Source organism: Paenibacillus sp. HW567 (assembly GCF_000374185.1).
Taxonomy (GTDB): domain Bacteria; phylum Bacillota; class Bacilli; order Paenibacillales; family Paenibacillaceae; genus Paenibacillus_AQ.
In genome coordinates, this window is sequence record NZ_KB910518.1 from 2,579,261 (window position 1) to 2,601,114 (window position 21,854).

The following is a 21,854-nucleotide window of genomic DNA, read 5'->3' on the forward strand; positions in this document are numbered from 1 at the left end:
CCTAAAAGTTATTCGCCGAATGAAGCGCAGCAAATTACCGAATAGCTGGCTCCGGAAGCGTTGGCTCTCTTTATTTCCTTACAACAGGAATCCACATTTCGCCAAAAACTAAGCCGTTCCGCTCCCCCATCTCCACCGATGTATTGGGCGCGCCGACATAGGAAACATGCTTTGCTTCCGGCAAGGCTTGGCCAAAGGCAATGCCGGCAAGCTTATTATTTAATTCATCAGCCGTCTGCGCTTCTCCTGTAACAACCAGATATTCTCCCTTAGGAAATTGAATGACTCTGGCTTCCTCAGGTGCCGCCGCTGCTTCTGCCAGGACGCCGGCATAGTGCATCATCTTGCCATTTACCGCTTCATTCACGGCAAAAATGTAGTCATTTGCGGCTATGGCTTTTAACGTGTCGAGCCTTCCATCTTGGCTGGCGGCCTGCCAAAAGTCTGACTTTTCCTTAATTATACCAGCATAGTCTGTGTAATCACTCTTAAGCTCAGTTCCTAATCCTATAACGGTGAAGCTGTCTTTTTCAACCAGGGTATACTCTGCCATATTTAAAACCTTCCTTTTTTGTGGATTATCCAGTGATTTGTCTTCTTCACTTGATGAGTATATGATAGCCTTAAATCATGTCAAAAAATGATACTGTTTAGGAGTCCCGATGAAAAAAGTTGAACGGATTAATATCATCATGCGGTATATCAACAACCGCGCCCACTTTACAATTTCTGGAATTATGCAGGAATTTAACATCTCCCGTTCGACAGCGATTAGAGATATCAGAGAGATTGAGGCTATGGGGATGCCGCTAGTGGCTGAAGCTGGAAGGGATGGGGGCTATTCCGTCATGAATAACTCCGTCCTTCCCATTGTCCGCTTCACCGATAATGAGGTCAAAGCTCTGTTTATTGCCTTTATGGCTACTAGAAATCAACAGCTCCCCTACCTCAAGAGCCGTCAGTCCTTAACTGAAAAATTACTGGGTCTTATCTCGAGCAACCAGCAGGAGGAGCTTTTTCTTTTAAATCAAATCCTGCTGTTTGAAGGAACCAACCCCTATAATCCCGACCTGCTTGATCTTTCGGACCTTCCCCATCCCATGCTGGAACAACTGATCCAAATCCTTCTTGCGGATAGCTATTTATGCATTACCACCAAAGAAGATAAGTTAATCAAGTCTTATTCAATTTATCTCTTGCACCTGTATCGTGAAAAAAGTCTGTGGTTGATAGAAGGCTTCGACTTAAAGGAAGAAAAGAAACATATTTTTCCTGTAGACAATCTAACGGATGTCACGCCCTATAGGGGGAAACAAAAACTAAGCAAGACAATGATTTTAGAAAAACTAAGTAAACAGGAGGAAGTAATCAATCTTATCCTTGAACTTGGTCCAAAAGCGATTGCCCAATTCAAAAAATACCATCCTCTAAAGGTTTCTATTGCCTATACGAATCCTTACCAAACCACAGCCCTTCTAGAGACTTTTATTAATGTGGCTAAGCCTGAAGAATTGACCGGGATCATCAATTGGCTGCTTTTTCTGGGTGGGGACATCAGGGTTAGGGAAATGCCAAAAGAAGTCTTAGAAGGTATACAAGAAAGATTACGCTTATACTGCCCATAATTAGTGGCGGTTATCCCTATTTATACGCAGCTTCTCTCCCTCTACTGTGATGTTCCATCGCTAAGGAATACGCGGATTACAATATCCTGATCATGATTGCCGAAGCCGGCTCCATATAGTGTCAATCCGCCAATGTTAACGGCCTTCTCGTCAACTGCGAAGCGGAGTGTCCAGAATTGCTCGGCTAGCTTGATATCTGCGACGGTCACGTCTGACATCCACTCTTCATCTATAAATGTACCTGTGGCATCAATACGGATCGTCTTCAACAATCCATACTGATTCACATTTCTGTGCCACCATTTCGGCGTATATTTGCCCCGCGCAGCCCTGCCGAAGTCAGCCGGGCTTGTCCAGGTTCCAAGCGCAACACCGTTAAAGGTGAATTGAATATCCGAAGGCCAATGATCGCTCAAGCCGGGCGCTTCTGAGGCGATTTCCATCGAAATTTCGATGGCATCGGCAGTTTCCTCAGGAAGCAGATAGTTAGGCGTCTTGTACTCTACGTATCCCTTCCCGAACCACAGAATGGCGGCGTGAACCCGCTCGGGATCGAGAAAGTAACGCGGGTCGTCCCAAATTCCAATTTCCTTTTCCCGGGTGCCCAGCCCGCATGTAGGCTGGACGTCAAAAGCGGTATAATGACCGACTGAAATTGTCTGCTCTCTTATCTTCTTGGTTCGGCTGGCAGATGGCAGGTTGATCTCGATATGTTTTTCTGTGAGGAAGCACATTTTGTGTGTGCCTCCCTTCAGGCGAACCCTGCGGCTCCCGATTAATCCGGCTTGTTCAAGTTTATGGATGTGCATGGTGACGATGGAGGGGCTAAGCTCTAAATTAGCTGCAATATCCTTCACATTCATTTCTCTGCCGGCAATGAGGTTCATAATTCTCCATCTGACCTCACTAGCCAATGCTTCGTATAACGGCATGAATTTTTGTTCCCCGTTTGCCTGGATCATAATCATTAACTCCTGACCATGTTATTGAAATCATATTTATATTAATTTAATAAAATTAATCGGAAACTTCAACCTTGTTTTATTGAAAGTTTCTAGCCAATGGTGTTTAATTCTTGTTAGTTATAGATCATGCTGAATTCTTGTATATATGAATTTACTAATGAGGTGGAGAAATGAGATTCAATAATCCGGTCGTTAAGGGATTTTATCCTGACCCCAGTGTATGTAAAGTCAATAATACCTATTATCTCGTGTGCAGCTCCTTTCAGTATTTCCCTGGCGTTCCGATTTTTGAAAGCAAGGATCTGATCAATTGGACCCAAATTGGTCATTGCCTGACCCGAACGAGTCAGGTTCAACTGGACACTGTGGACAGCTCCGGCGGCGTATTTGCCCCTACCCTGCGTCACCATAATGGACGGTTCTACATGACAACCACAAATGACACTACACGTCAGAACTTCTATATCTGGACTGACGATATTTATGGCGAATGGTCTGAGCCTATTTATGTCGATCAAGGGGGAATAGACCCGGATCTATATTTTGAAGAAGATAGAACGTATTTCATGAGCAACGGGACTGATGATTTCGGAGTTGGCGGCATTGTCCAATGTGAACTCGAAATTGAAACCGGACGCAAGCTGACGCCCAGCCGTTCAATCTGGCAAGGAACCGGCGGACGGTATTTGGAAAGTCCTCACCTGTATAAAATAAATGGACGATACTATCTGATGGCAGCCGAAGGCGGAACCGAATATGGCCATATGATTACTTATGCGCGGGGAGATTCAGCTACTGGCCCGTTCGAGGCCTATGCGAACAATCCTGTACTGACTAATCGTAATTTGGGCGGTTACGAGCTGCAGGGAGTCGGCCACGGCGATTTGATTCAAGATGGCGAGGGGCATTGGTGGCTCTTCCATCTCGGATTCCGGCAGACGGGTCAATATCTTACGTATCACCACTTGGGACGCGAAGTGTTTCTGGCCCCGGTTACCTTTGGAGAGGATGGCTGGTTTACGGCAGGCCATAATAGCACCACGCTTTTGAGCTTCGAGACAGATCGTATCGCGGACACAATCGTTCAACAGGACAAAAAGGTCTTTACATTTGAGAATACCGATTGGAATCTGGACTGGTGTTATCTTCGCCATCCGGCTGCCGGGCATTATCAGTTAGAAGCCGACAAGGTAAAGCTTACAGGAACCGGAGTGACGCTGGATGTTCCGGCATCTCCCACATTCATAGGCATTCGTCAAAAAGATTTCAATGCTGTCATTTCATGCGAAATCAGCCTTAACAGCGGCGAAGCCGGTATTACGCTCTATATGGATGAAAAACACCACTACGATTTGGCACTGCGCGGAAATGAGCAGGGATACGAGGTTATCGAACGGCTTAATATCGGAGAAATTAAATCCGTTGAAAAAGCTATAGATCTGAGCGACTGCCATCATGCCACATTGGTTGTTAGGGCTACCCCTACTTATTATCACTTTTATGTGCAGATTGAAGGTACTGAGACCTTGCTTGGAGCTGCGCAGACGAGATACCTCTCCTCAGAAGTAGCAGGAGGGTTTACTGGTGTACTAATCGGTCTGTATGCTACTGGAGAAACTCCCGGTTCCAATGCAGAGTTTACACATTTTAGCTGCGTGTATTCTTAATATATTCTCCCACAAGAAACAAGGCAGCGAACCCGCAATAAGGGCCGCTGCCTTGTTCGATGCATAACCTCCAGATATCCATTATGGACGACTTCTATTCCTCAAAAATCTTGTTTGTATCATAAATAATGTTTCCCAGCCCGCCATCTAACCTCTTCAGGTTTTTGTCCACTGCTTTTGCAAAATAGCTTTTTTGCCCCATGAACTCAAACGGGATATCATCGGTCTCCCGGTTCATAATTTCACGGCAAAGAATGATTATTTGCTGAAGGATTTCACCTGAAGCCTCCGCTTCATGATGGCACAAGTAGACTCGGTCATATTTCCCCCTGGTTTGTACATCCAGTTGCTGCATAGACTGTTGATACTTCTCCACCGAGTAGGAATTTTTATCGAACAGGAAGGTAGAATGGTTACAGGCATCCCCAAGGATCAAGGTTCGTTCCTCTGCGATTAGGATAGCCATCGTTCCCGGGGTGTGGCCTCCTGCCGCATATATCTCTAAGTGTATCCCCCCTAGATCAAAGCTATCTCCCTCCTGCAGCTCTTCGAAATTGGGATTCATGACGCTAACGAAATCCTTATCTTCAAGCTTAGGCGTCCTGTCCCCAAGAGCCATTGCGATATATTCCTTTCTGACTTCCAGAGCTTTATGTTCCATGAATACCGGGTTGTCCTTTGAACTCATATAGACCCGGTCGAATTCAGGAGCCCCCATCGCGTGATCAACATGCCCGTGTGTGAGAATTACCGTTAACGGTTTTTTAGTTAAATTCTCAACAAAGGCTCTCAGGTTTCCGATCCCCAGACAGGTGTCAATTAGAGCAGCCTCCCGCTCTCCTTCAATCAGATACAAAAATTCGTTCGTCAGGCTTGTAATTTGGGTTACATGCTCTGAAATTTTGTGCGAGGTGTAATAATCCATGTTGTCCTCCTATTGCTTCAGCATTAAAATTTCTTCGGCAGCCGCCTCGATATCCTCTTCCCTGATGCCAAAGAAGTCCATCTTCTTCAGCGTATTTAATGAATGGGACAGCCCGTCAATATCTCCAAGTGAAATAAACTCAACCGCCATAGGAATTCTTTGCTTCAAGATTGCTAACGCTTCATCGTGTTTGGCCAATTCGGACAGGCGCGTATTCATGGTAAATAAATTTCTATAATCCTTCAAGGGATGGTAGGTAAATTCATGAGCTCCTGCTTCCAAAAAAATCGTCTCTCCATCATATTCGGGAAGCTGTACTTCTGCGGTCCGGGAGAAAGGAACCTCAAATCTAACCCAGACACTCCCGTCCTCATTAAGCCTCCACTGTGATCCATATTTACCGCTGATGGAATCATACTCCGTGGAGAAATATTGAAACTTCCCGTTGATCTGCGGAGCGAACAGCACCTTCTTAAAACCGGCTTCCAGAGGTCTGATTCCGCCAAGATCCCTGTAGAGGTATTCAACAACCGATCCGTATGCATAATGGTTCAATGAGTTCATGACAGTCCCGCTCATACTGCCGTCTGCGAGTACGGAGTTCCAACGCTCCCAAATGGTGGTGGCGCCCAGATTCACACAATAAAGCCAGCTTGGATACTCTTCCTGGAGCAAAAAGTCTAAGGCTTCTTCCTCCATCCCATTCTCGGCCAACACCTTGCACATAATAGGCGCCCCTACAAAACCGCCGGTTAATCTGTTGCAGTCTTTATAGAATCGTTCGTGGAGACCTTGCATCAGCTTATCTTTGTCTACATATATGCCGAAATTTAAGGCAACCAGGTAACCGGTCTGGGTATCTATACTTAATCTGCCTGAAGCCGTAAAGTACTCATGAAGAATGGCGTCCAGCACTTTCTCCGATAATTCCGCGTATTTCCGTTCATCTGCTTCTTTTCCCAATATTGTAGCGGCTTTAGCGACCATTTTAAGAGATTCATAGTAGTAGCAGGAGCTGATAAAGCCGTCGTCCGTACCTCCCTTAAAGCTCTGTGGCGATCTCCCGTCCTGTGCTAACCAGTCTCCGATATGGGAGCCGAAATTGTAGAGGTACTGCTGGCCCCGCTTCTGATCCTCTCTTGTTATATAATCAACCCAGTCCTTCATCATTGGAAAGCTCTGCTCCAGAACATCCTTGTCTCCGTAGTGGGTGTAGAGCACCATCGGCAAGAATGTTCCAATGTCGCCCCAAACACTGGTGGCAATGGGCTCACCAAACACCGGAATAAAGGCCGAAATGATTCCATTATGCTTCATTTGTTCGGTTCTTAAATCATGCATAAATTTATTGTAAAATGCCCTTGTATCCATGTTATACGACGCGGTTCCCGCAAATACCTGCGCATCTCCGGTCCAGGCCAGACGTTCATCCCTTTGCGGGCAATCCGTAGGAAAATCAATGAAGTTTGACTTTTGACCCCACAGACAGTTTTGAAAGAGCCTGTTGATCTTTTCATTCGAGGTTTCAATATGTCCGCTCTGCTCCAAATCGGAGTATAGAACTTTAGCAACAATATCATCCTTAGCTACATTTCCAATCCAGCCTGCGACCCGGACATACCGGAAGCCAAAGAAGGTAAAATGAGGTCTTACGACTTCCTCGGTACCATCCGATACATAAATAAATTGAGATTTGGCTGAGCGGTAATTATCATTGTAGAAGTTCCCGTCCTGCAGTATTTCTCCAAAATCAAAGATTAGCTTGGTTCCTGTTGGAAACGTATTGCGGAATTCGATCAACCCGGAGAGGTTCTGCCCCATGTCCAGTACCGTTTCACCCTTAGGGGTGATTATAATCTCTTGAACAGCCCTTATTTCCTTTACTTTAACAGGCAGGCTGTATCTGCTGATCAGCTTATTTTTATCCAAATTGAGAATACGGACTTCTTGCTCTGGGTTGGCTTGCCCGGACCATAACAGGCGGTTGATAATTTCGCCGTCATAGATATCGCTTAGTTCAATATCAGAACCGGTGTAACGCCATGTCTCATCCGTGTGTATCACCTGGACCTCGTCATTCTGGTACGTAATATGAAGCTCGGCAATGCAAGCAAATTCACTTCCGAAATTCTCTTGCAAATCGCCTAGTCCAAAACGCCCTTTATACCAGCCATTCCCGAGCATAATCTCCACTGTGTTGGTACTGGACAGCATACCGGTAATATCATAGGTCTGATACTGATATTCACTGTGATAATCACTATATAAAGGGGCAAGATACTCGTCCCCTGCTTTCATTTTATTAATATAAGCTTCATACAGGCCCAATCCGCTAATGTACAGGCGGGCACTTTTAACGGGATGCTCTATAGAGAAATTTTTCTTGAACAGCGGATGGAAATGATCTCCTTCCTGGGTACCAATCCAACTCGCCTTCCATTGTTCATTCATTTTGCCTGTCTCAAAGGAGGCTGTGCCGCTTGTAGCGACCTCTCCTTCCTCCGTTTCGACTTCAATGCGATAATAGTATTTCGTCTTAGGCTGACAATCCATTAGGATTGTTTCTCCTGTAGCGTCTAAATTTTCGTTTTCTTTGATATATAGAACGTTTGCAAAATCCTCAGTTAAGCTTACTTCTATTTTGGCTCTCTTTTGCCGCTTTGAACGGGTATCCTTAACCTTCCACGAACACTTTAGCATTGGATATGCAAAACCAGCCGGATTCTTGATTCCATTCATCCTTATGTCTGTTACCTTCATGTCTTTGTCTCCTTACTGTTGTTTTTTTGCTCTGTTGTCGGACAATTCGGATAGGATTCTATCCCTCTCCCGCCCTTTGAATTTGCAGATTAATAGTGGGATGGAGCCCAGAATGGAGCTGATCCCAGCCCCGAAAGCAGTAATGAAAAACAGGCCTTTGAGGGTAAACGCTGACTGCGTGACGGCATCTGTATTGAACTGAATGGCGGTCAGCAATATACCGGTGACGAATGAGCCGAATGCAGACATAATCTTTGCTGTGAGTGATTGAATTGAAAACATTAAGCCTTCCGCCCGATAGCCGGTCTTCCATTCTGCATAGTCTATCGAGTCAACAACGTATATGGTGGATAGACTCATGCTCATTGAGATGAAAAAACCAGCGAATATAGAAATGATGAAAACAAAGGTTAAATTCTGATAGCCCACAATATAATAAATTGCTCCTGTTATTACTGAAATAATTCCGCTATACAGCAATAGCTGTGGTGTTCTGACTACTTTAAGCAATTTCGGAATAACCAGAGGCGTCAATAAAAATCCGATCATGGTAGGCACCATAATAAACGACAGCAGTGCGATACTGCCGAGATTATAAATCGCATAGTAACTGGTCAGCATCGTAACAACCATCGTTAATACCTGAAAAAATTGACTGACAATATACGCCTGCAACGGCTTGTTTATTTTCAAGATGTTAACGATGCTCTTAAAGCTGGTCTTCTCGGTTCTGGGCTTCACCCGCTCTTTCGATACAATAAACAAGGTGATAAAGCTGATAGCCGCAAGCAAGGAGAACAGCCAGCCCAGATACGAATACCCTTGCCCGCTGTGCGGCGAACGTGCAAAGTAGGATACCAGAAGCCCTCCTGTTAACGAGACCATCAGCGATCCGAGCGTCGTAGCAGATCTCGTTAAGCTGACAATGGAATTGCGTTTCTGAGGATCTGTGGAGATAATCGCCGACATGCTCCAGTAAGGAACATCGAACAGTGAAAAACCAATCCCCCAGAGCGTATAAATGAGTGCGACATAGGTAATCTGTAAGGCATGTGAAGAGAAATTCGGATTAAAAAATAACAATGCGGTGATCGCCGCCCAAAACAGCCCTCCAAACAAGATATACGGTCGCAGCTTGCCATACTTCGTTCTTGTATTATCCATCAGCACGCCTACAACCGGATCACAGAAAGCATCAACGAACTTCGTGACCAGCAGAATCGTCCCGATAGTGATCGGAGATATTTTCATGACGGACGTAGCAAATATCATAAAGAATGTAGATACTAATCCCGATAGGACAGAGTCCCCGAGTCCTCCAATGGTGTAACTAACCAGTTCCCTTTTTTTAAAGGGTGCTTTAACAGCGTTTTCATAATATTGATCAAAACCCTTGCTCATCTTCTTCCCTCCGCTCAAATTACCGGTTCCCCTTATAACTGTGCAACTGACCATACCTTTGTTGGATATCCAATAGAGCTATAATAAATCATGTAAACCCTTTCACCAATGTCGGTAGCTGTTGTTTTGACTAACCAAAAGTGATACATTCTTCAGGAGGGAGGGAAAATAATGAACTATGAGGAACTAGATGTTCTATTGTTCGGATTAACCGATTTGGAACAGGAATTGCAGCACTCGGAGCTCTCTGATGAAATAATAAAAGAAAAAATCCTCTCGCCGTCCTTTTCAAGTGAGTGGATTCCTACCTACATCGTGGAGAATAATGTTCTGAAATTGAATGTTACAGATGAAATATTTGTAATTTCCAGGCATACCCGCTTCGCCAAAATGCTTAATCACACGCATAATTTATTTGAAATGAATTACATTTACAGCGGGACCTTCTATCAGGAGATTCAAGGGGAGAAGTTCAAATTGAGCGCGGGAGATATAATCATCCTCAACAAGAATGTGGAGCATTCGATCAGTAAAGTTGAACAAGAGGATATCTTAATCAACTTCCTGGCGACAAATGAATTTTTCGATAACCAGTTCGTATTTAAAATCCTGGGAGATAATATTTTAGGCAAAACCATCGCTTCAATTATAACCAATATTACTAAGGAAAAGAATTTCCTGTTATTTCGGACAGAGAACAATTGGCAAATCAAACAAACTATTCAGAATATATTGTGTGAAGCTTTTGACAGTAAACCCACCAATCCCGAAATTATCAAAGCGTATTTAACGATTCTATTCAGCAGGCTTCTGGAAAGTGAAAGCTATGAAATTTTTCTAAAGGAAGGCGTTAGAAATACCAGCATATCCGTAGTCGATTTATTGGCTTATATGGAGGAACACTATCTGGACATTACGCTGGAGCAAACCGCGAAGCACTTTCAATTTTCACCAGCCCATTTGGGCAGAATTGTGAAGAAAGTGACTGGCAAAACCTTTTCTGCAATCGTCCAGGAACAAAGGTTCAAGCACGCTGCCTTGCTGCTGCAGTTGTCTGATCAGAGCATTGATGATATTTCCAGAGAAATCGGCTACAACAACCTGACCTTTTTCTATAAAAAGTTCCAGCTTCTTTATGGCATCACTCCGAATGAGTACCGCAACTCCTTCAAAGCAAAGTAAAAAAAGAGAGGATTTCTCCTCTCTCATGGCCACCATTAGATATCAAGCGCAGCATGGTACCCCTGATATATTGCTGTCGTGATCGTAGACGCCTTAACGCAATCTCCAATCTGTGCAACATATGGTGCACTGTCAATTAACTCCTCTACTACGTTTCTTCTTGGCCGTTGTCCAAGCGCACAAATGACTGAAGTGCCTGGAACAAGCTGCTCTTCACCATTCTGATCAACGCACACAACACCATCTTGTTGTACACTTAGACCTTTATACCCTAATCGAACCTGAATATTATTCTTTTCGATTTCTTTCAGCATAATCGGACGATGTCTAATATTGGCATCTGGAGCCAGCTCCGTTCTCATCTCTACCAGTTGAACAGATTTGCCTTCCTGGGCAAGGTGAATGGCTGCTTCACAGCCTGCCAGCCCGCCGCCCAATACGACTACACTCTCGCTGATCTTATCCTTCTCCAGATAATAGTCATTAACAACCACAACGTTATCACCATCAAGTCCAGGGATTGGCGGAATAATGGCTGCGGAACCGACTGCGATAATTAGTGCTTCAGCATTTTCTTTCTCTGCATACTCTCTAGTAACAGATGTATTCAAACGAATCTCAACGCCGGCGTCTTTGGCTAATTTTCCAAGAGTCACACCTAACTCATACATCTCGTATTTGAACGGAATCGCCTGTTCTCCCCTCAAGATGCCGCCTACCTCGTCAGACTTCTCACACAGAACGACTTTATGTCCCCGTTTAGCTGCAGTAAGAGCGGCATAAAGTCCGCCCGGACCCCCGCCAGCGACTAGAACCTTACGCGGATTAGGAGAAGGATATATTTCCGTCCCGTCCATTTCACGGCCAATTAAAGGATTAACCGTACACCGTCTTGTCGATGTCTCCGCACGTTCTGCCATACAGGTGAAGCATCTCAGACATTTAATAATATCCTCGTCACGGTTGCTCATCACCTTTCTTGGAAGCTCCGGATCGGCCAACAGTGCGCGGGCCATTTCAACAACATCCGCCTGGCCGCTGGCAATGATCTCTTCCATTTGAGCCGGGTCATTTAATCCGCCAACAGTTGCCACCGGCACACTTACATGCTTCTTGATCTCTGCTGCGAGATAAACATTGCTTCCATGAGGCAGAAACATCGAAGGGTGCGTGATGCCAAACCCTGTCTGATAGGTTCCGGCAGATACATGAAGCAAGTCGACTCTTGATTCAATTAATTTGGCAATCTCAATGCCTTCTGTCAGATCATAACCGCCTTCAAACAGCTCGGAACCACTCATTCTAAACTCTATGGGAAAGCCGGGACCCACCGCTTCACGGATGCTATCCAGAACCTCCTGTGCAAAACGCACCCTGTTGTCCAGAGTTCCGCCGTATTTATCTGTTCTGCGGTTGAAATAAGGCGAAAAAAACTGGTTAATCAGCCATCCATGTCCACCGTGAACCATGATCATTTCATAGCCTGCTCTCTTAGCAAGTCCGGCACATCTGCCATATGCTGCTACGATGTCAGCAATTAGTTCTTGTGTAAGCTCTTTTACTTCTCTGCCGTCTGGACGGACCCCGGGGCTTGGCCCCCATTGAGCAAGACCCTGCTTCTTATTTTTGTCAGTCAGATAAGTTCCTGCATATTGCCCGGAATGAGACAATTCCACACTGGCAATTGCACCATGACGCCGAATAGCATCGGCTGTGTAGGTAAAGCTTGCAAGAGAATCTACGGTTCCCAGATCCAGATGGTACATATGGGAGGCTTCTGTTTCGGGATGAACCACAACTTCACTGACCGTAACTGAGGCAGCACCACCTTTTGCCCGCAATTCGTAAAATGCTGTAGATTTGGGGCCAATCGTGCAGTCTGCTGTAATGTCTGTACCTCCCATAGGCGAGCCAAACATTCTATTTCTGAAGGTTACATTTCCAAGGGTGATGGGTTTACATAGGTTTGGATATTTTCTGTGCATGATTTCATTCTCCTTCTCTATAGATGTTTCTTTCTTACGTTTAAATGATAGCTTTCGGATTCTTATTAGCAGCTCTCTCCTGATACTTGACAGCCCACTTGTATACAAATGTTAGAATAAATCCGGTTATGCCAAAAATGGCGGCAATGACAAAGGCTCTCTGATAACTACCGTCTGCGCTATATACACTCCGCATAATGGACGGTCCAAAATATCCTGCTAAGGCAAATCCAATAAACATAATGCCATAATTCACACTATTATTTTTTGCACCAAACTGATCCGCAGTAAATCCGGGAAATACCCCCATCAGTGCGCCAAAGCTTAAACCGATAACGGAAATACCGATATAAAATGTCGCTACACTGCTTTCTCCTGATAAATAAAGCAATGTGAGTCCTACTACCGAAAAGAGAGAAGCAAAAGCCAGGGTATTGATTCGGCCAATTTTATCTGAAATATAGCCTGCAAGGATTCGTCCGCCAGTGTTAAACAGAGCCAACACAGAAACAACTGTCGTAGCGGCTGCCGCAGACAGGCCAACCATCTTCTGAGCTATAGGTGAAGCCTGCGATGTACACATTAGTCCGGCAAAAGCTCCGCTAATCAATAACAGGATCATTACATAAAATAGTGGACTTGCAAGCATACCCTTCCAGTTTTTGTTGTTCTTTAACGAACGGCCAGCGTGGACAGCCTTTGGTGTCCATCCTGCCGGGACAAAATCAGATGGGCATTTCTCAATAAAGAATGAAGCGGAACATACAATCAAAAGGAAGGCTATACCGATTATTTTAAATGCTGCCGTTACACCAGAGTGACTGATTAAACCATTGGCAATGGGAGGTATAATTACTGAGCTTAATCCATAAGCAGCCGTTGTTACTCCGCCAACTAATCCACGTTTGTCCGGGAAAAACTTAATCGAGTTGCTAATTGTGCATCCGTAGACCATTCCTGTTCCAAGGCCGAGTACGATACCATAAGCAATTACGAGGAAGCTTACAGACGTTGCAAAACCTGATAAAAGCATACCGCCCCCAAATAATAAGCCCCCTGCAAAGATCACTTTCTTCGGTCCGAACCGATCATTAACCCAGCCGCCCGAGATCATCGTGATAGGACCTACTGAATTGGTAATCGTAAAAGCAATAGCCAAGTCACCCGGTGTTAGATGAAGTCCTGTAACGCTGCTCAGATATTCTGCCATTGGGGCAGCAAACACACTCCAAGCATAAATTGATCCAATACACAGGTTAATAAAGCAGCTCGCAATCAGGATAATCCATCTCTTTTTTGTAAATTCCACTTCAATTCTCATCTCCTTATTCGTCCATTGTGAAATCATTCACATCTTGATTCGATTTAATATTAGCACGCGGCTTTGATTATATCAACACAAACATGTATATATTTATACGTTTAATAAAATATGTTTTCTTTTTAGTACACAACTTAATTGTTGACTGGTTAAATATGTTATACTAAACACAAAAACGAAGATCATGCATAGGAAGAGAGCCATATGAGAACTTTAAAATATGCCATTTTAGGTTTGTTAAATAAAGAGTCAATGACTGGTTATGATATTGGTAAAGAGTTCAGCAAGGACCTGGGTGAATTTTGGAATGCAAAGCACAGTCAGATCTATCCGGAATTAAAGAAGCTGCTTGACGAGGGCCTGATCGTTTACGAAATTCAAATTAGCGGGGAAGTATTAGAGAAAAAGCTGTATTCTATTACGGAGAAGGGTAAGCAGGATTTTTTGCAATGGTTGAAAAAGGAAGAGCCGATTGAGCCCACTCCTAAAGACGTATTTAGATTGAGAATGTATTTTTCTAATAACCTGGATGTAGCTACCCGATTACAATTGCTGGGGCATCAACTGCTTCAACATCAGGACAGGCTGAAACATTTACGCAAAAATAAAGAGCGTTATAATAGCATTCCTCCGCTCGACAGTGATAATTTTGGTGATTATCTAGTGCTAGATGGTGCTATTTTACGTGAGACTGTAACGATTCAATGGCTGGAGAATTATATTGATTATTGTAAAAAACAATGAGTGTCCACTTTCGGGCACTCTTTTTTTAATCCATAGACATGCAGAAAGACCCTCCCCAAGCTGGGAAGGGCCCTTCATATGCTTATTTCTTTTATTTAATATCCTTGCCTGTGAAAAGTGATACCCTTGCTTTAACCAGATCGGTATATTGCTTCTCCATTTTCTCGGCTCCAACGTCGTTCATTTCCTTGAGGAATGCATCATATAGTTTGTCGAAGTCTGCAGGCTTAGCGAGAATGGCTTCAGGAATACGTTTGTGAACGATGTCCTGTGTCTTTTGGTAAATGACCTGATAATCTCCATCCGTCGGAACCTGCATATTATACAGTGCCCCCCATTCTTTGACTGGGAATTCATCCGCAGCCGGGAACAGATCCTTCCATGTCTTCGCTTTATAAGCCGCTAAAGTTTCCTTCTCGGCATTCGAGTAGCTGGCGATGATTTGTTCAGGGAAGTTGGTGGTATAGTAATTGTCAGTTGAATCCTTGACACCGTCTCCGTAACGGACCCCAAAGATCGAGTATAGTCCGATGCCTGTCTGCTTCGAGAAGTTGGCTGCATCATTGACTTTTTGGTTACGGATGTCATCCGGGATAATGCGCTTCCCATTCTCAACATTATACTGCTTGCCCTCGATTCCCCAATTCCGCAGCACTTGTCCTTCATCGGAGGACAGCCAGTCAAGAAATTTGATCGCACGTACTGGGTCTTTGCAGGATGTCGAGATGCTAATGCCATACCCGTCAACCCCGATGGCCTGCATGGAATTATCTTTATACTGCGTACCCATAGTAACAGGAAAATGAGCATACGTATATTCGTCTTTGCCGGCTGACTTCAGGGCATTCTCAGCGTCCTGGTATTCCCATTCTACAGAGGTGAGGCCGAGTACACGTCCGCTGGAGATTTTAGATTTATACTGATCATCCTTTTGCACGAAGGAATCCTTATCCAGCAAATCTTCATTATACATATGATTCAGCCAGCGGAAGTACTCTTTTTCTTCCGGGCGTTTGTAGTGAAGCATCGTTTGATAGGTTTCCGGGACCACATAGTATTCACCGTCACCTGCACCGCCTGTAGTCGCCGCGGCTTGATTGGTTACAGTAATCATACTCTTCCAGCCATCTGCATTGAGCAACAGCGGAATTGTGGGCTGTCCGTCAGTTGTCGGGTGTTTGGCTACATACTCCTTGAGGACGCTTTCAAAATCTTGAACTGTTTTAATTTGCGGATAGCCCAGTTCCTTGAGAACTCTAAGCTGAACTTCAAAACCGCCCGTTGCATCAAAAACCTGTTCATCTACCCCGACATTGGTTGGAATTGAATAAATGGCCTGATCTTCCTTGCTGTATTTCATGCGGTTCATACTCTTGCTCATAACCTTTTTAATATTTGGAGCATATTTGTCGATAAGATCGGTCAAGTCAATAATCCCGCCTGCATCTACCAGCTTGCCCAGCTCTCCTTTGGCGTAGATGATGTCAGGGTATTGCCCGCTGGCCGCCATTAAAGAGATTTTGTCCTGTCCGCCACCGCTGCCTACATCAAATTCGGCATCAAGCGTAACCCCTGTTTTGGCGATAATTTCTTTCCCTACATCATCCTGCATGTTGTTCCAGTTCGGATTAGCATCAGCTCCAAAAAATGAAAACGTAATTGGACTGGAATCATCGCTGCTGCTGTCATTTCCGTTATTGGCAGTGTTGTTTTTTGTGCTGCTGCAGCCCGCCGATAGCAGCAGCATACTTGCTAACAACGCTATTCCGCATTTCTTGGGCAATTTCTGAATCATGGTCATCATTTCCCCCTTATAGTGTGTCAAGAGTGACTGTTTTCGTTATTAATTTTATCTTCTACGCCTATTGCAAACCTTGATTATCAAGTCATAAAACAGCATAATATGGACATAGACAACAATGGACTGGGTGGGAGCATTTTGAGTAATGTATATTTAAACTGGTTTACGACCGATGAGAAGTTCCCTTTTTTTATTCAATATGGGGGACATGAGGAAGAGATATCGCTTCACCAGCATGTGGATTTTTCCGAGCTGGTCATTGTTCTGAATGGTCATGCTACACATGTCGTCAATAATGAAGAATCTTTTATCAAGAAAGGGAATGCATTTGTCCTGAACAGCGGAACGCCTCATGCTTACAAGGCTCCACATGATTTTAAGATATGCAACGTAATGTACAAGCCGGATATGCTAAAGTCAGCCGGACCGGATCTCCGGTCCTTGAACGGTTATCAGGTGCTCTTCATTCTGGAGCCGTTCTACCGCAGCATTAATCCATATCAGAGCAAGCTGAACATGTCGATTACAAGTCTTGAATATGTCTCGGCGTTGGTGTCGGTCATGATTAAAGAATATGAGACCAAGCAGCAAGGCTATCAAACCATGCTCGTGTCACGGTTTATGGAGCTTATAGTATATTTGTCCAGGCAATATGACCATCAGGAGACCGGGGTAGACAACAGTCTGATGCATCTGGCCAGTGCAATTTCTTACATTGAGGATCACTATCTGGATCAAGTGACGCTTGAGGAGATTGCGGCCAAATCGGATATTTCCGTCAGACATTTGAACCGGATTTTCCAGGCATATTATCAGACAACACCGATTGCCTATCTTCACCGGCTGCGTTTGGAGCGGGCTTGCACCTTGCTAAAGCAAACGAACCGCTCCATTACAGATATTTCATACGAGTGCGGATTTAACGACAGCAATTACCTCACCCGCCAATTCAAAAAATGCTATGGTGTAACGCCGAAAGCATTTCGCAAAATGCAATAATAATTACTCAGTCACGTTATAATCGAACCAGTCAAATGAAGCAGGAGAAGGTTCCGGTGCTTCGGAAATTGCATACATGGCTGTCATTACTCCTACAAAGCCGCCCGCAATTTCGGTGGAGAGAAGATGGGTCTCGCCCCATCCCATTTCAATTGCGCCGGCTTGCAAGGTACGGACCGTTGCCACAAATTTCTCGGGCAGAGCCTGGAATTGAAGCACAATGGGCCCTTCAGGACAATCGCGGGTTTCCACCGTCTGCATTGAACCGACAGTCCGGCGGAAGATCAGCTTCTTGCGGCCTTGGACGGATTTTACTGCCAGATCGTAATGGTGCTTCTCATTCATATACATGGTTAAGCCCGCTTCTTCTCCCTCGTGCTTCGGATCGAACTCCAGCATAGTTTCCACATTGCAGGAAAAGTGACAAAGACGCCGGCCTACAAAGGTGGGTGAACCCACTTCATTTAATGTTGCCGCTTGTCCATGGAGGACAAGGAATCCCGGACGTTCTGCCAGCGACCAGCTTCCCTCAGCGGGGTTGCGCAAAAAAGTCCACAGCATATCCAGCTTAGCGGCATTGAAGTCGTCTCTGCGCGGCTTGTCTGGCCACGGCACTTGTGGCAGCTTGGGAGCATCCATCACCGGCTCAATATGCGTATCATTGCCTACAATGGGCCATCCGTCAGATGTCCAGCTCACAGGCGCCAGAAAAACCTCTCTTCCCAGATGATGTCCCATAGGATAGGATACCGGCCTTATCCCTAAGCATACAGCCCACCAGCTTCCGTCATGGGCTTCAATTAAATCTGCATGGCCTGTTGCATGAATGCCGTTCCCCATACTTCTATTCGTGAGAATCGGATTGCTTGGACAAGGTTCAAATGGCCCATAAGGATGATTGCTTCTAGCGATCGTCTCCATGTGTCCATATTCGGTTCCCCCTTCGGCAATCATCAAATAATACTGTCCGTTGATTTTGTATAAATGAGGTCCTTCGGGATGCGCCCCTCCAGTACCTTTCCAAATCAAACGGCTCTCTGACAGTGTGGCTCCGGTTTCAATATCAATCTCGCATTGGTAGATGCCGTTGCCTTCATCTCCGGTAGTTGGAGACTGTAAATATACGCGGCCGTCGTCGTCAAACATCAGGGAAGGATCAATGCCACCCCAGGCAATCTGCACAGGCTCTGACCAAGGCCCTTCCGGGTTCTGTGTCTTGACAAAGAAATTTCCGCCTCCGCTTACATTGGTCGTCACCATATAAAACCAGCCGTTGTGATAACGGAGGGTTGGTGCATAGATTCCGCCAGAACTCCATGCATTCGATAGTGGAACCTGTTTCTCTGTTGTGAGGCAATGGCCGATCTGCCGCCAATGGACCAGATCCTTGCTGTGAAAGATAGGGACTCCGGGAAAATATTCAAAAGAACTTGTCACTAAATAGTAATCATCACCGACACGGCAAATACTTGGATCAGGATGAAAACCCGGTATGACGGGATTGGTGTACTGCATATATCCGCGCTCCTGTCTATTTTTTATACAGATTGTTTAGCTCTCTCTGCTATTCCCACATTGTAGTATACTTTCACTTTGCCAAACCTTCATTTTCAAGTCATATGTTTAGCATGATCTAGACAATGCATATGGAAGACAGCTCACAAGAGGTTATTATTAACCCTTCGGCTTCTCTCCGCCAGCTTCACCTATCCAAATAGAGCCTATCCACAAGATGGCACCGATCAGTTGCTGTAAACTCATCTTTTCTCCTACAACAAGAGTAGAAATTAATAATGAGGTTAGGGGGGCGATATAGCTCATTACGGCGATGCTTTGGCCTTTTAATCCTCTCATTCCAGCAAAGAACATATAGAATCCAACCCCGCCATGGAAGATTCCCAGCACAAGCATCAATATAACCGTGTTACCGGTGACCAAAGAGAAATTGAAGCCCTCCGTGAATAGCACAAATGGAAATAGCATCGCAACCGACAAGCCAAGCTGCAGAAGTGTATTTGCAAGCCCGTCCAGCTCCCAGATAAACTTGTTGACCAGCGTTAAGACGGCGTAGAAACCTGCTGCAATTAGTCCATAGCCGATACCAAGCAGATGATTCTCGGTTGTTCCTATCCCGCTGTTTTGCATGATGAGGTACAGTCCCAGTAAAGCAATGCCTATACATAGGGCCTTTTTGAGGGACAATTTTTCTTTTAATACTAAAGGTGAGAGCATGATGACCAGAACTGGCGCAAAATAATAGCTCAATGCCGCATTGGCAATTGTTGTTTCCTTGTAAGCCTGAAATAGAAAGAATCAGTTGCCGCTTAGAGCAACACTTGCAATGAACAGAGCGACGGCATTCATTTTTACCCTCTGCCCAAATACCTTCTGTTTCGTCCATATAAAGACTACAAGCAGGAACAGGCAGCCGATTAAACTTAAGAACAACGCGATTTTACTCGAAGACATGTCTATATATTTTGCAAATACACCAACTGCGCCGAAGATAATCATTGACAGCACGAAATACAATTTTTCCTGTACGATACATTCCCGCTTTCTACTAATATGTTTCATTTGTAGTTAACTGATTTATAATGTAACATTTTCTTTGTTATTACAAAAACGAATATTTATCATATTAATGATGACAAAACCAGATGATTGGAGCTGGACATTAGCATGGACATGAACATCCAGAAATATTTAGCATTAGTCAAAACAGTTGAGTACGGTAGCTTTACAAAAGCGGCCGAAGCCCTAAACTATTCACAGTCGGGTATCAGCCGGGTTAATTCGAATTGGAACATTTTCAAGTGTGGCTACCCATTGGCTTCCGAATATCATCAAAGAATTCCAAATAAAATATCCCCATGTTGAATATGAGCTTTTGCTTGGCGACTACTCGGAAATCGAAAACTGGATTTTAGAAGGGCGCGTGGATTGCGGTTTTTTAAGGCTCCCCACACATCCCAAACTGGATACGGTCTTTTTGGAGCAGGACAGACTGCTTGTAATCTTGCCAGAAAATTACCCGCTGGCCGATTGTGAACGTTTCCCTGTTAAAGCTTTAAGTGAATACCCGTTTATGCTCTTGGAAAAAGGTGAGAAAGCTGAAATTTCTGAGATTTTTGAGAGGTGTAGTATAGAACCCAAAGTACAATTTACAACATGGGATGATTATGCCATTATGTCGATGGTATAAAGCGGGTTAGGGATCAGTATTATACCTGAGCTTATTCTGAAGCGCACTCCATACCCGATTGTTGTGAGAGAACTTGAAGTTCCAGCTTATCGCAGGATTGACCTTGCAATGAAAGATAAAGAATCTGTTTCACTCGCGGTTAAGCGATTTTTAGATTATCTGCCATACAGAAGTATTCCTGAAAAAAACTATTTTATGGCCTAAACAAATAGGTGTTCCATTAGGCAGATGAAAGTCAGGCTTTAAGAGAACAACATCCCCCTTTTCGGGTATCCCTACGAGCACTAATACCTCGGAATTAAATCCGGCTATACGGCGCGGAGGAAAGTTGACTATCCCAATTACTTGCTTTCCTATAATATCCTCATCTTCATATCGTTTTGTGATTTGGGCGCTGGACGATTTTATTCCGATTTCTTGGCCAAAATCAATCTCCACTGAGGCAAAACTGATAAAGGCATCGGAAAATAAAGAAAAAGTATCGCCCCATTTGTTATACAGCAGTGACGGATTACTCGCTGTACGGAAGTAGCTTTTAGCACATGGTGATATAAAAACGATGGAACAGGAGATTTTAATCCATACGGGGATTAATTCAGTTAGCAAGCGAGTAAACATGCGAAAACATAACTTTATAGTAGGAGTGTGAGATATGAAAAAAACATTAATGGCTTGTACTATGATAATGTTGATGCTAGCATCGGCTTGTGGAAATGTTGAAACGATATCAAATCCAAATACTTCTAGTGAGCCTACACCTGAAACGGAAGAGTCTATTATTCCAAAAAACACATCCGAATATTGTACTGTAGAACGTATAAGTTTGGATAGTGAAACTGAAAAATATTTCTATGGAACTTGGAAAGTTGAGAAGCTTTTAGGATTTGCAAATTCATATAATGATGCTTCTGAATATCCAACAGGGCAAAAATTTATTGGAGATGAAATTATAATCAATAAAGATTTTTTTTCATCAAAAGGACTAAATAACTATAAAAAATATCAATATGAACTAAAAAGTCCACTATATCAGATTACAGCGACATGCTATAATTCTGACTCTTTTTATAGATTTTATAAAATAGATATCCCAGACTTAAATATAAATGATGAAGTAAAAGCAATAGATATAAGTGACCCTTCTACAAAACGTAGCATACCTGTAAGTGTAAGTTTTTTTGTAGTTAATAACGATAGGCTTATCTTGTTATCAGAGGCAACTATTTTTGAGCTTAAAAAAATTACTGATTAAATGAATTAAGTTTATGTAATAA

At 44.0% G+C, this 21,854-nt stretch carries 17 protein-coding genes and 3 pseudogenes; 7 read left to right on the plus strand and 13 right to left on the minus strand.

All coding sequences use genetic code 11. The annotated features are described in order from the left end of the window. Positions 1 to 70: 70 nt before the first annotated feature. Positions 71 to 553, minus strand: coding sequence for a GyrI-like domain-containing protein (locus tag B212_RS0111730; RefSeq protein WP_019910962.1), 483 nt, complete (start codon positions 551 to 553; stop codon positions 71 to 73). Positions 554 to 662: 109 nt separating this feature from the next. Between B212_RS0111730 and B212_RS0111735 the strand changes: the two genes are divergently transcribed. Next, entirely contained in the window at positions 663 to 1,625 is a 963-nt protein-coding gene (locus B212_RS0111735) for a helix-turn-helix transcriptional regulator (RefSeq protein WP_019910964.1), read from the plus strand. 41 nt (positions 1,626 to 1,666) lie between these two features. Here B212_RS0111735 and B212_RS0111740 read toward each other — a convergent pair whose 3' ends face one another. Next, a complete protein-coding gene (locus B212_RS0111740; protein WP_019910965.1) occupies positions 1,667 to 2,587 on the minus strand; it encodes an ArsR/SmtB family transcription factor in 921 nt (306 codons plus the stop codon). A 173-nt stretch (positions 2,588 to 2,760) separates the two neighbouring features. Between B212_RS0111740 and B212_RS0111745 the strand changes: the two genes are divergently transcribed. Further along, positions 2,761 to 4,257, plus strand: a complete 1,497-nt coding sequence (locus B212_RS0111745) for a glycoside hydrolase family 43 protein (protein WP_019910966.1) — start codon at positions 2,761 to 2,763, stop codon at positions 4,255 to 4,257. 94 nt (positions 4,258 to 4,351) lie between these two features. Here B212_RS0111745 and B212_RS0111750 read toward each other — a convergent pair whose 3' ends face one another. The 3 genes from B212_RS0111750 to B212_RS0111760 are packed head-to-tail and all read right to left on the minus strand — an operon-like array spanning position 4,352 to position 9,343. Continuing rightward, positions 4,352 to 5,182, minus strand: a complete 831-nt coding sequence (locus tag B212_RS0111750) for an MBL fold metallo-hydrolase (protein ID WP_019910967.1) — start codon at positions 5,180 to 5,182, stop codon at positions 4,352 to 4,354. Between the two features lie 9 nt (positions 5,183 to 5,191). After that, positions 5,192 to 7,942, minus strand: a complete 2,751-nt coding sequence (locus B212_RS0111755) for an alpha-L-rhamnosidase (RefSeq protein ID WP_019910968.1) — start codon at positions 7,940 to 7,942, stop codon at positions 5,192 to 5,194. A 12-nt stretch (positions 7,943 to 7,954) separates the two neighbouring features. After that, positions 7,955 to 9,343: an MFS transporter gene (locus tag B212_RS0111760; RefSeq protein WP_019910969.1), complete on the minus strand. Its 1,389-nt coding sequence runs from the start codon at positions 9,341 to 9,343 to the stop codon at positions 7,955 to 7,957. A 171-nt stretch (positions 9,344 to 9,514) separates the two neighbouring features. Here B212_RS0111760 and B212_RS0111765 point away from each other — a divergent pair, with 171 nt between their 5' ends. After that, a complete protein-coding gene (locus B212_RS0111765) occupies positions 9,515 to 10,525 on the plus strand; it encodes an AraC family transcriptional regulator (RefSeq protein ID WP_019910970.1) in 1,011 nt (336 codons plus the stop codon). A 35-nt stretch (positions 10,526 to 10,560) separates the two neighbouring features. Here the strand turns inward: B212_RS0111765 and B212_RS0111770 are convergent, their stop codons facing one another. Continuing rightward, positions 10,561 to 12,510, minus strand: a complete 1,950-nt coding sequence (locus tag B212_RS0111770; protein ID WP_019910971.1) for an oxidoreductase — start codon at positions 12,508 to 12,510, stop codon at positions 10,561 to 10,563. 40 nt (positions 12,511 to 12,550) lie between these two features. Next, positions 12,551 to 13,819 carry an L-lactate MFS transporter gene (locus tag B212_RS0111775; protein WP_019910973.1) on the minus strand — a complete coding sequence of 423 codons (1,269 nt, stop codon included), beginning with the start codon at positions 13,817 to 13,819 and terminating at the stop codon, positions 12,551 to 12,553. A gap of 216 nt (positions 13,820 to 14,035) precedes the next feature. Here B212_RS0111775 and B212_RS0111780 point away from each other — a divergent pair, with 216 nt between their 5' ends. Next, entirely contained in the window at positions 14,036 to 14,575 is a 540-nt protein-coding gene (locus B212_RS0111780) for a PadR family transcriptional regulator (RefSeq protein WP_019910974.1), read from the plus strand. 91 nt (positions 14,576 to 14,666) lie between these two features. Here the strand turns inward: B212_RS0111780 and B212_RS0111785 are convergent, their stop codons facing one another. Further along, positions 14,667 to 16,376: an ABC transporter substrate-binding protein gene (locus tag B212_RS0111785; RefSeq protein WP_019910975.1), complete on the minus strand. Its 1,710-nt coding sequence runs from the start codon at positions 16,374 to 16,376 to the stop codon at positions 14,667 to 14,669. A gap of 138 nt (positions 16,377 to 16,514) precedes the next feature. On the opposite strand from B212_RS0111785, the gene B212_RS0111790 reads away from it, so the two are divergent. Beyond that, the gene (locus B212_RS0111790; protein ID WP_019910976.1) at positions 16,515 to 17,375 is read left to right on the plus strand and encodes a helix-turn-helix domain-containing protein; all 861 of its coding nucleotides are present in this window, start codon (positions 16,515 to 16,517) and stop codon (positions 17,373 to 17,375) included. A 3-nt stretch (positions 17,376 to 17,378) separates the two neighbouring features. Here B212_RS0111790 and B212_RS0111795 read toward each other — a convergent pair whose 3' ends face one another. The 4 genes and pseudogenes from B212_RS0111795 to B212_RS35340 form a co-directional block, all read right to left on the minus strand. Beyond that, the gene (locus B212_RS0111795; RefSeq protein ID WP_019910977.1) at positions 17,379 to 18,890 is read right to left on the minus strand and encodes a glycoside hydrolase family 43 protein; all 1,512 of its coding nucleotides are present in this window, start codon (positions 18,888 to 18,890) and stop codon (positions 17,379 to 17,381) included. Positions 18,891 to 19,049: 159 nt separating this feature from the next. After that, complete coding sequence (locus tag B212_RS35690) at positions 19,050 to 19,520, minus strand: DMT family transporter (RefSeq protein WP_332258146.1); 471 nt, start codon at positions 19,518 to 19,520, stop codon at positions 19,050 to 19,052. 9 nt (positions 19,521 to 19,529) lie between these two features. Then, a pseudogene (locus B212_RS35695) lies at positions 19,530 to 19,673 on the minus strand (EamA family transporter); the annotation flags it as partial. Positions 19,674 to 19,688: 15 nt separating this feature from the next. Beyond that, positions 19,689 to 19,898, minus strand: coding sequence for a hypothetical protein (locus tag B212_RS35340; RefSeq protein WP_019910979.1), 210 nt, complete (start codon positions 19,896 to 19,898; stop codon positions 19,689 to 19,691). 165 nt (positions 19,899 to 20,063) lie between these two features. Here B212_RS35340 and B212_RS35930 point away from each other — a divergent pair. Continuing rightward, positions 20,064 to 20,784 (plus strand): annotated as a pseudogene (locus B212_RS35930) (LysR family transcriptional regulator). Here B212_RS35930 and B212_RS35345 read toward each other — a convergent pair. Then, positions 20,731 to 21,018, minus strand: a pseudogene (locus B212_RS35345) (hypothetical protein); the annotation flags it as partial. The pseudogenes B212_RS35930 and B212_RS35345 sit on opposite strands and share 54 nt — an antisense overlap. Positions 21,019 to 21,232: 214 nt before the next feature. Between B212_RS35345 and B212_RS0111810 the strand changes: the two are divergent. Then, on the plus strand, positions 21,233 to 21,832 hold the full coding sequence (locus tag B212_RS0111810; RefSeq protein WP_019910982.1) for a hypothetical protein: 600 nt from the start codon (positions 21,233 to 21,235) through the stop codon (positions 21,830 to 21,832). Positions 21,833 to 21,854 lie beyond the last annotated feature (22 nt).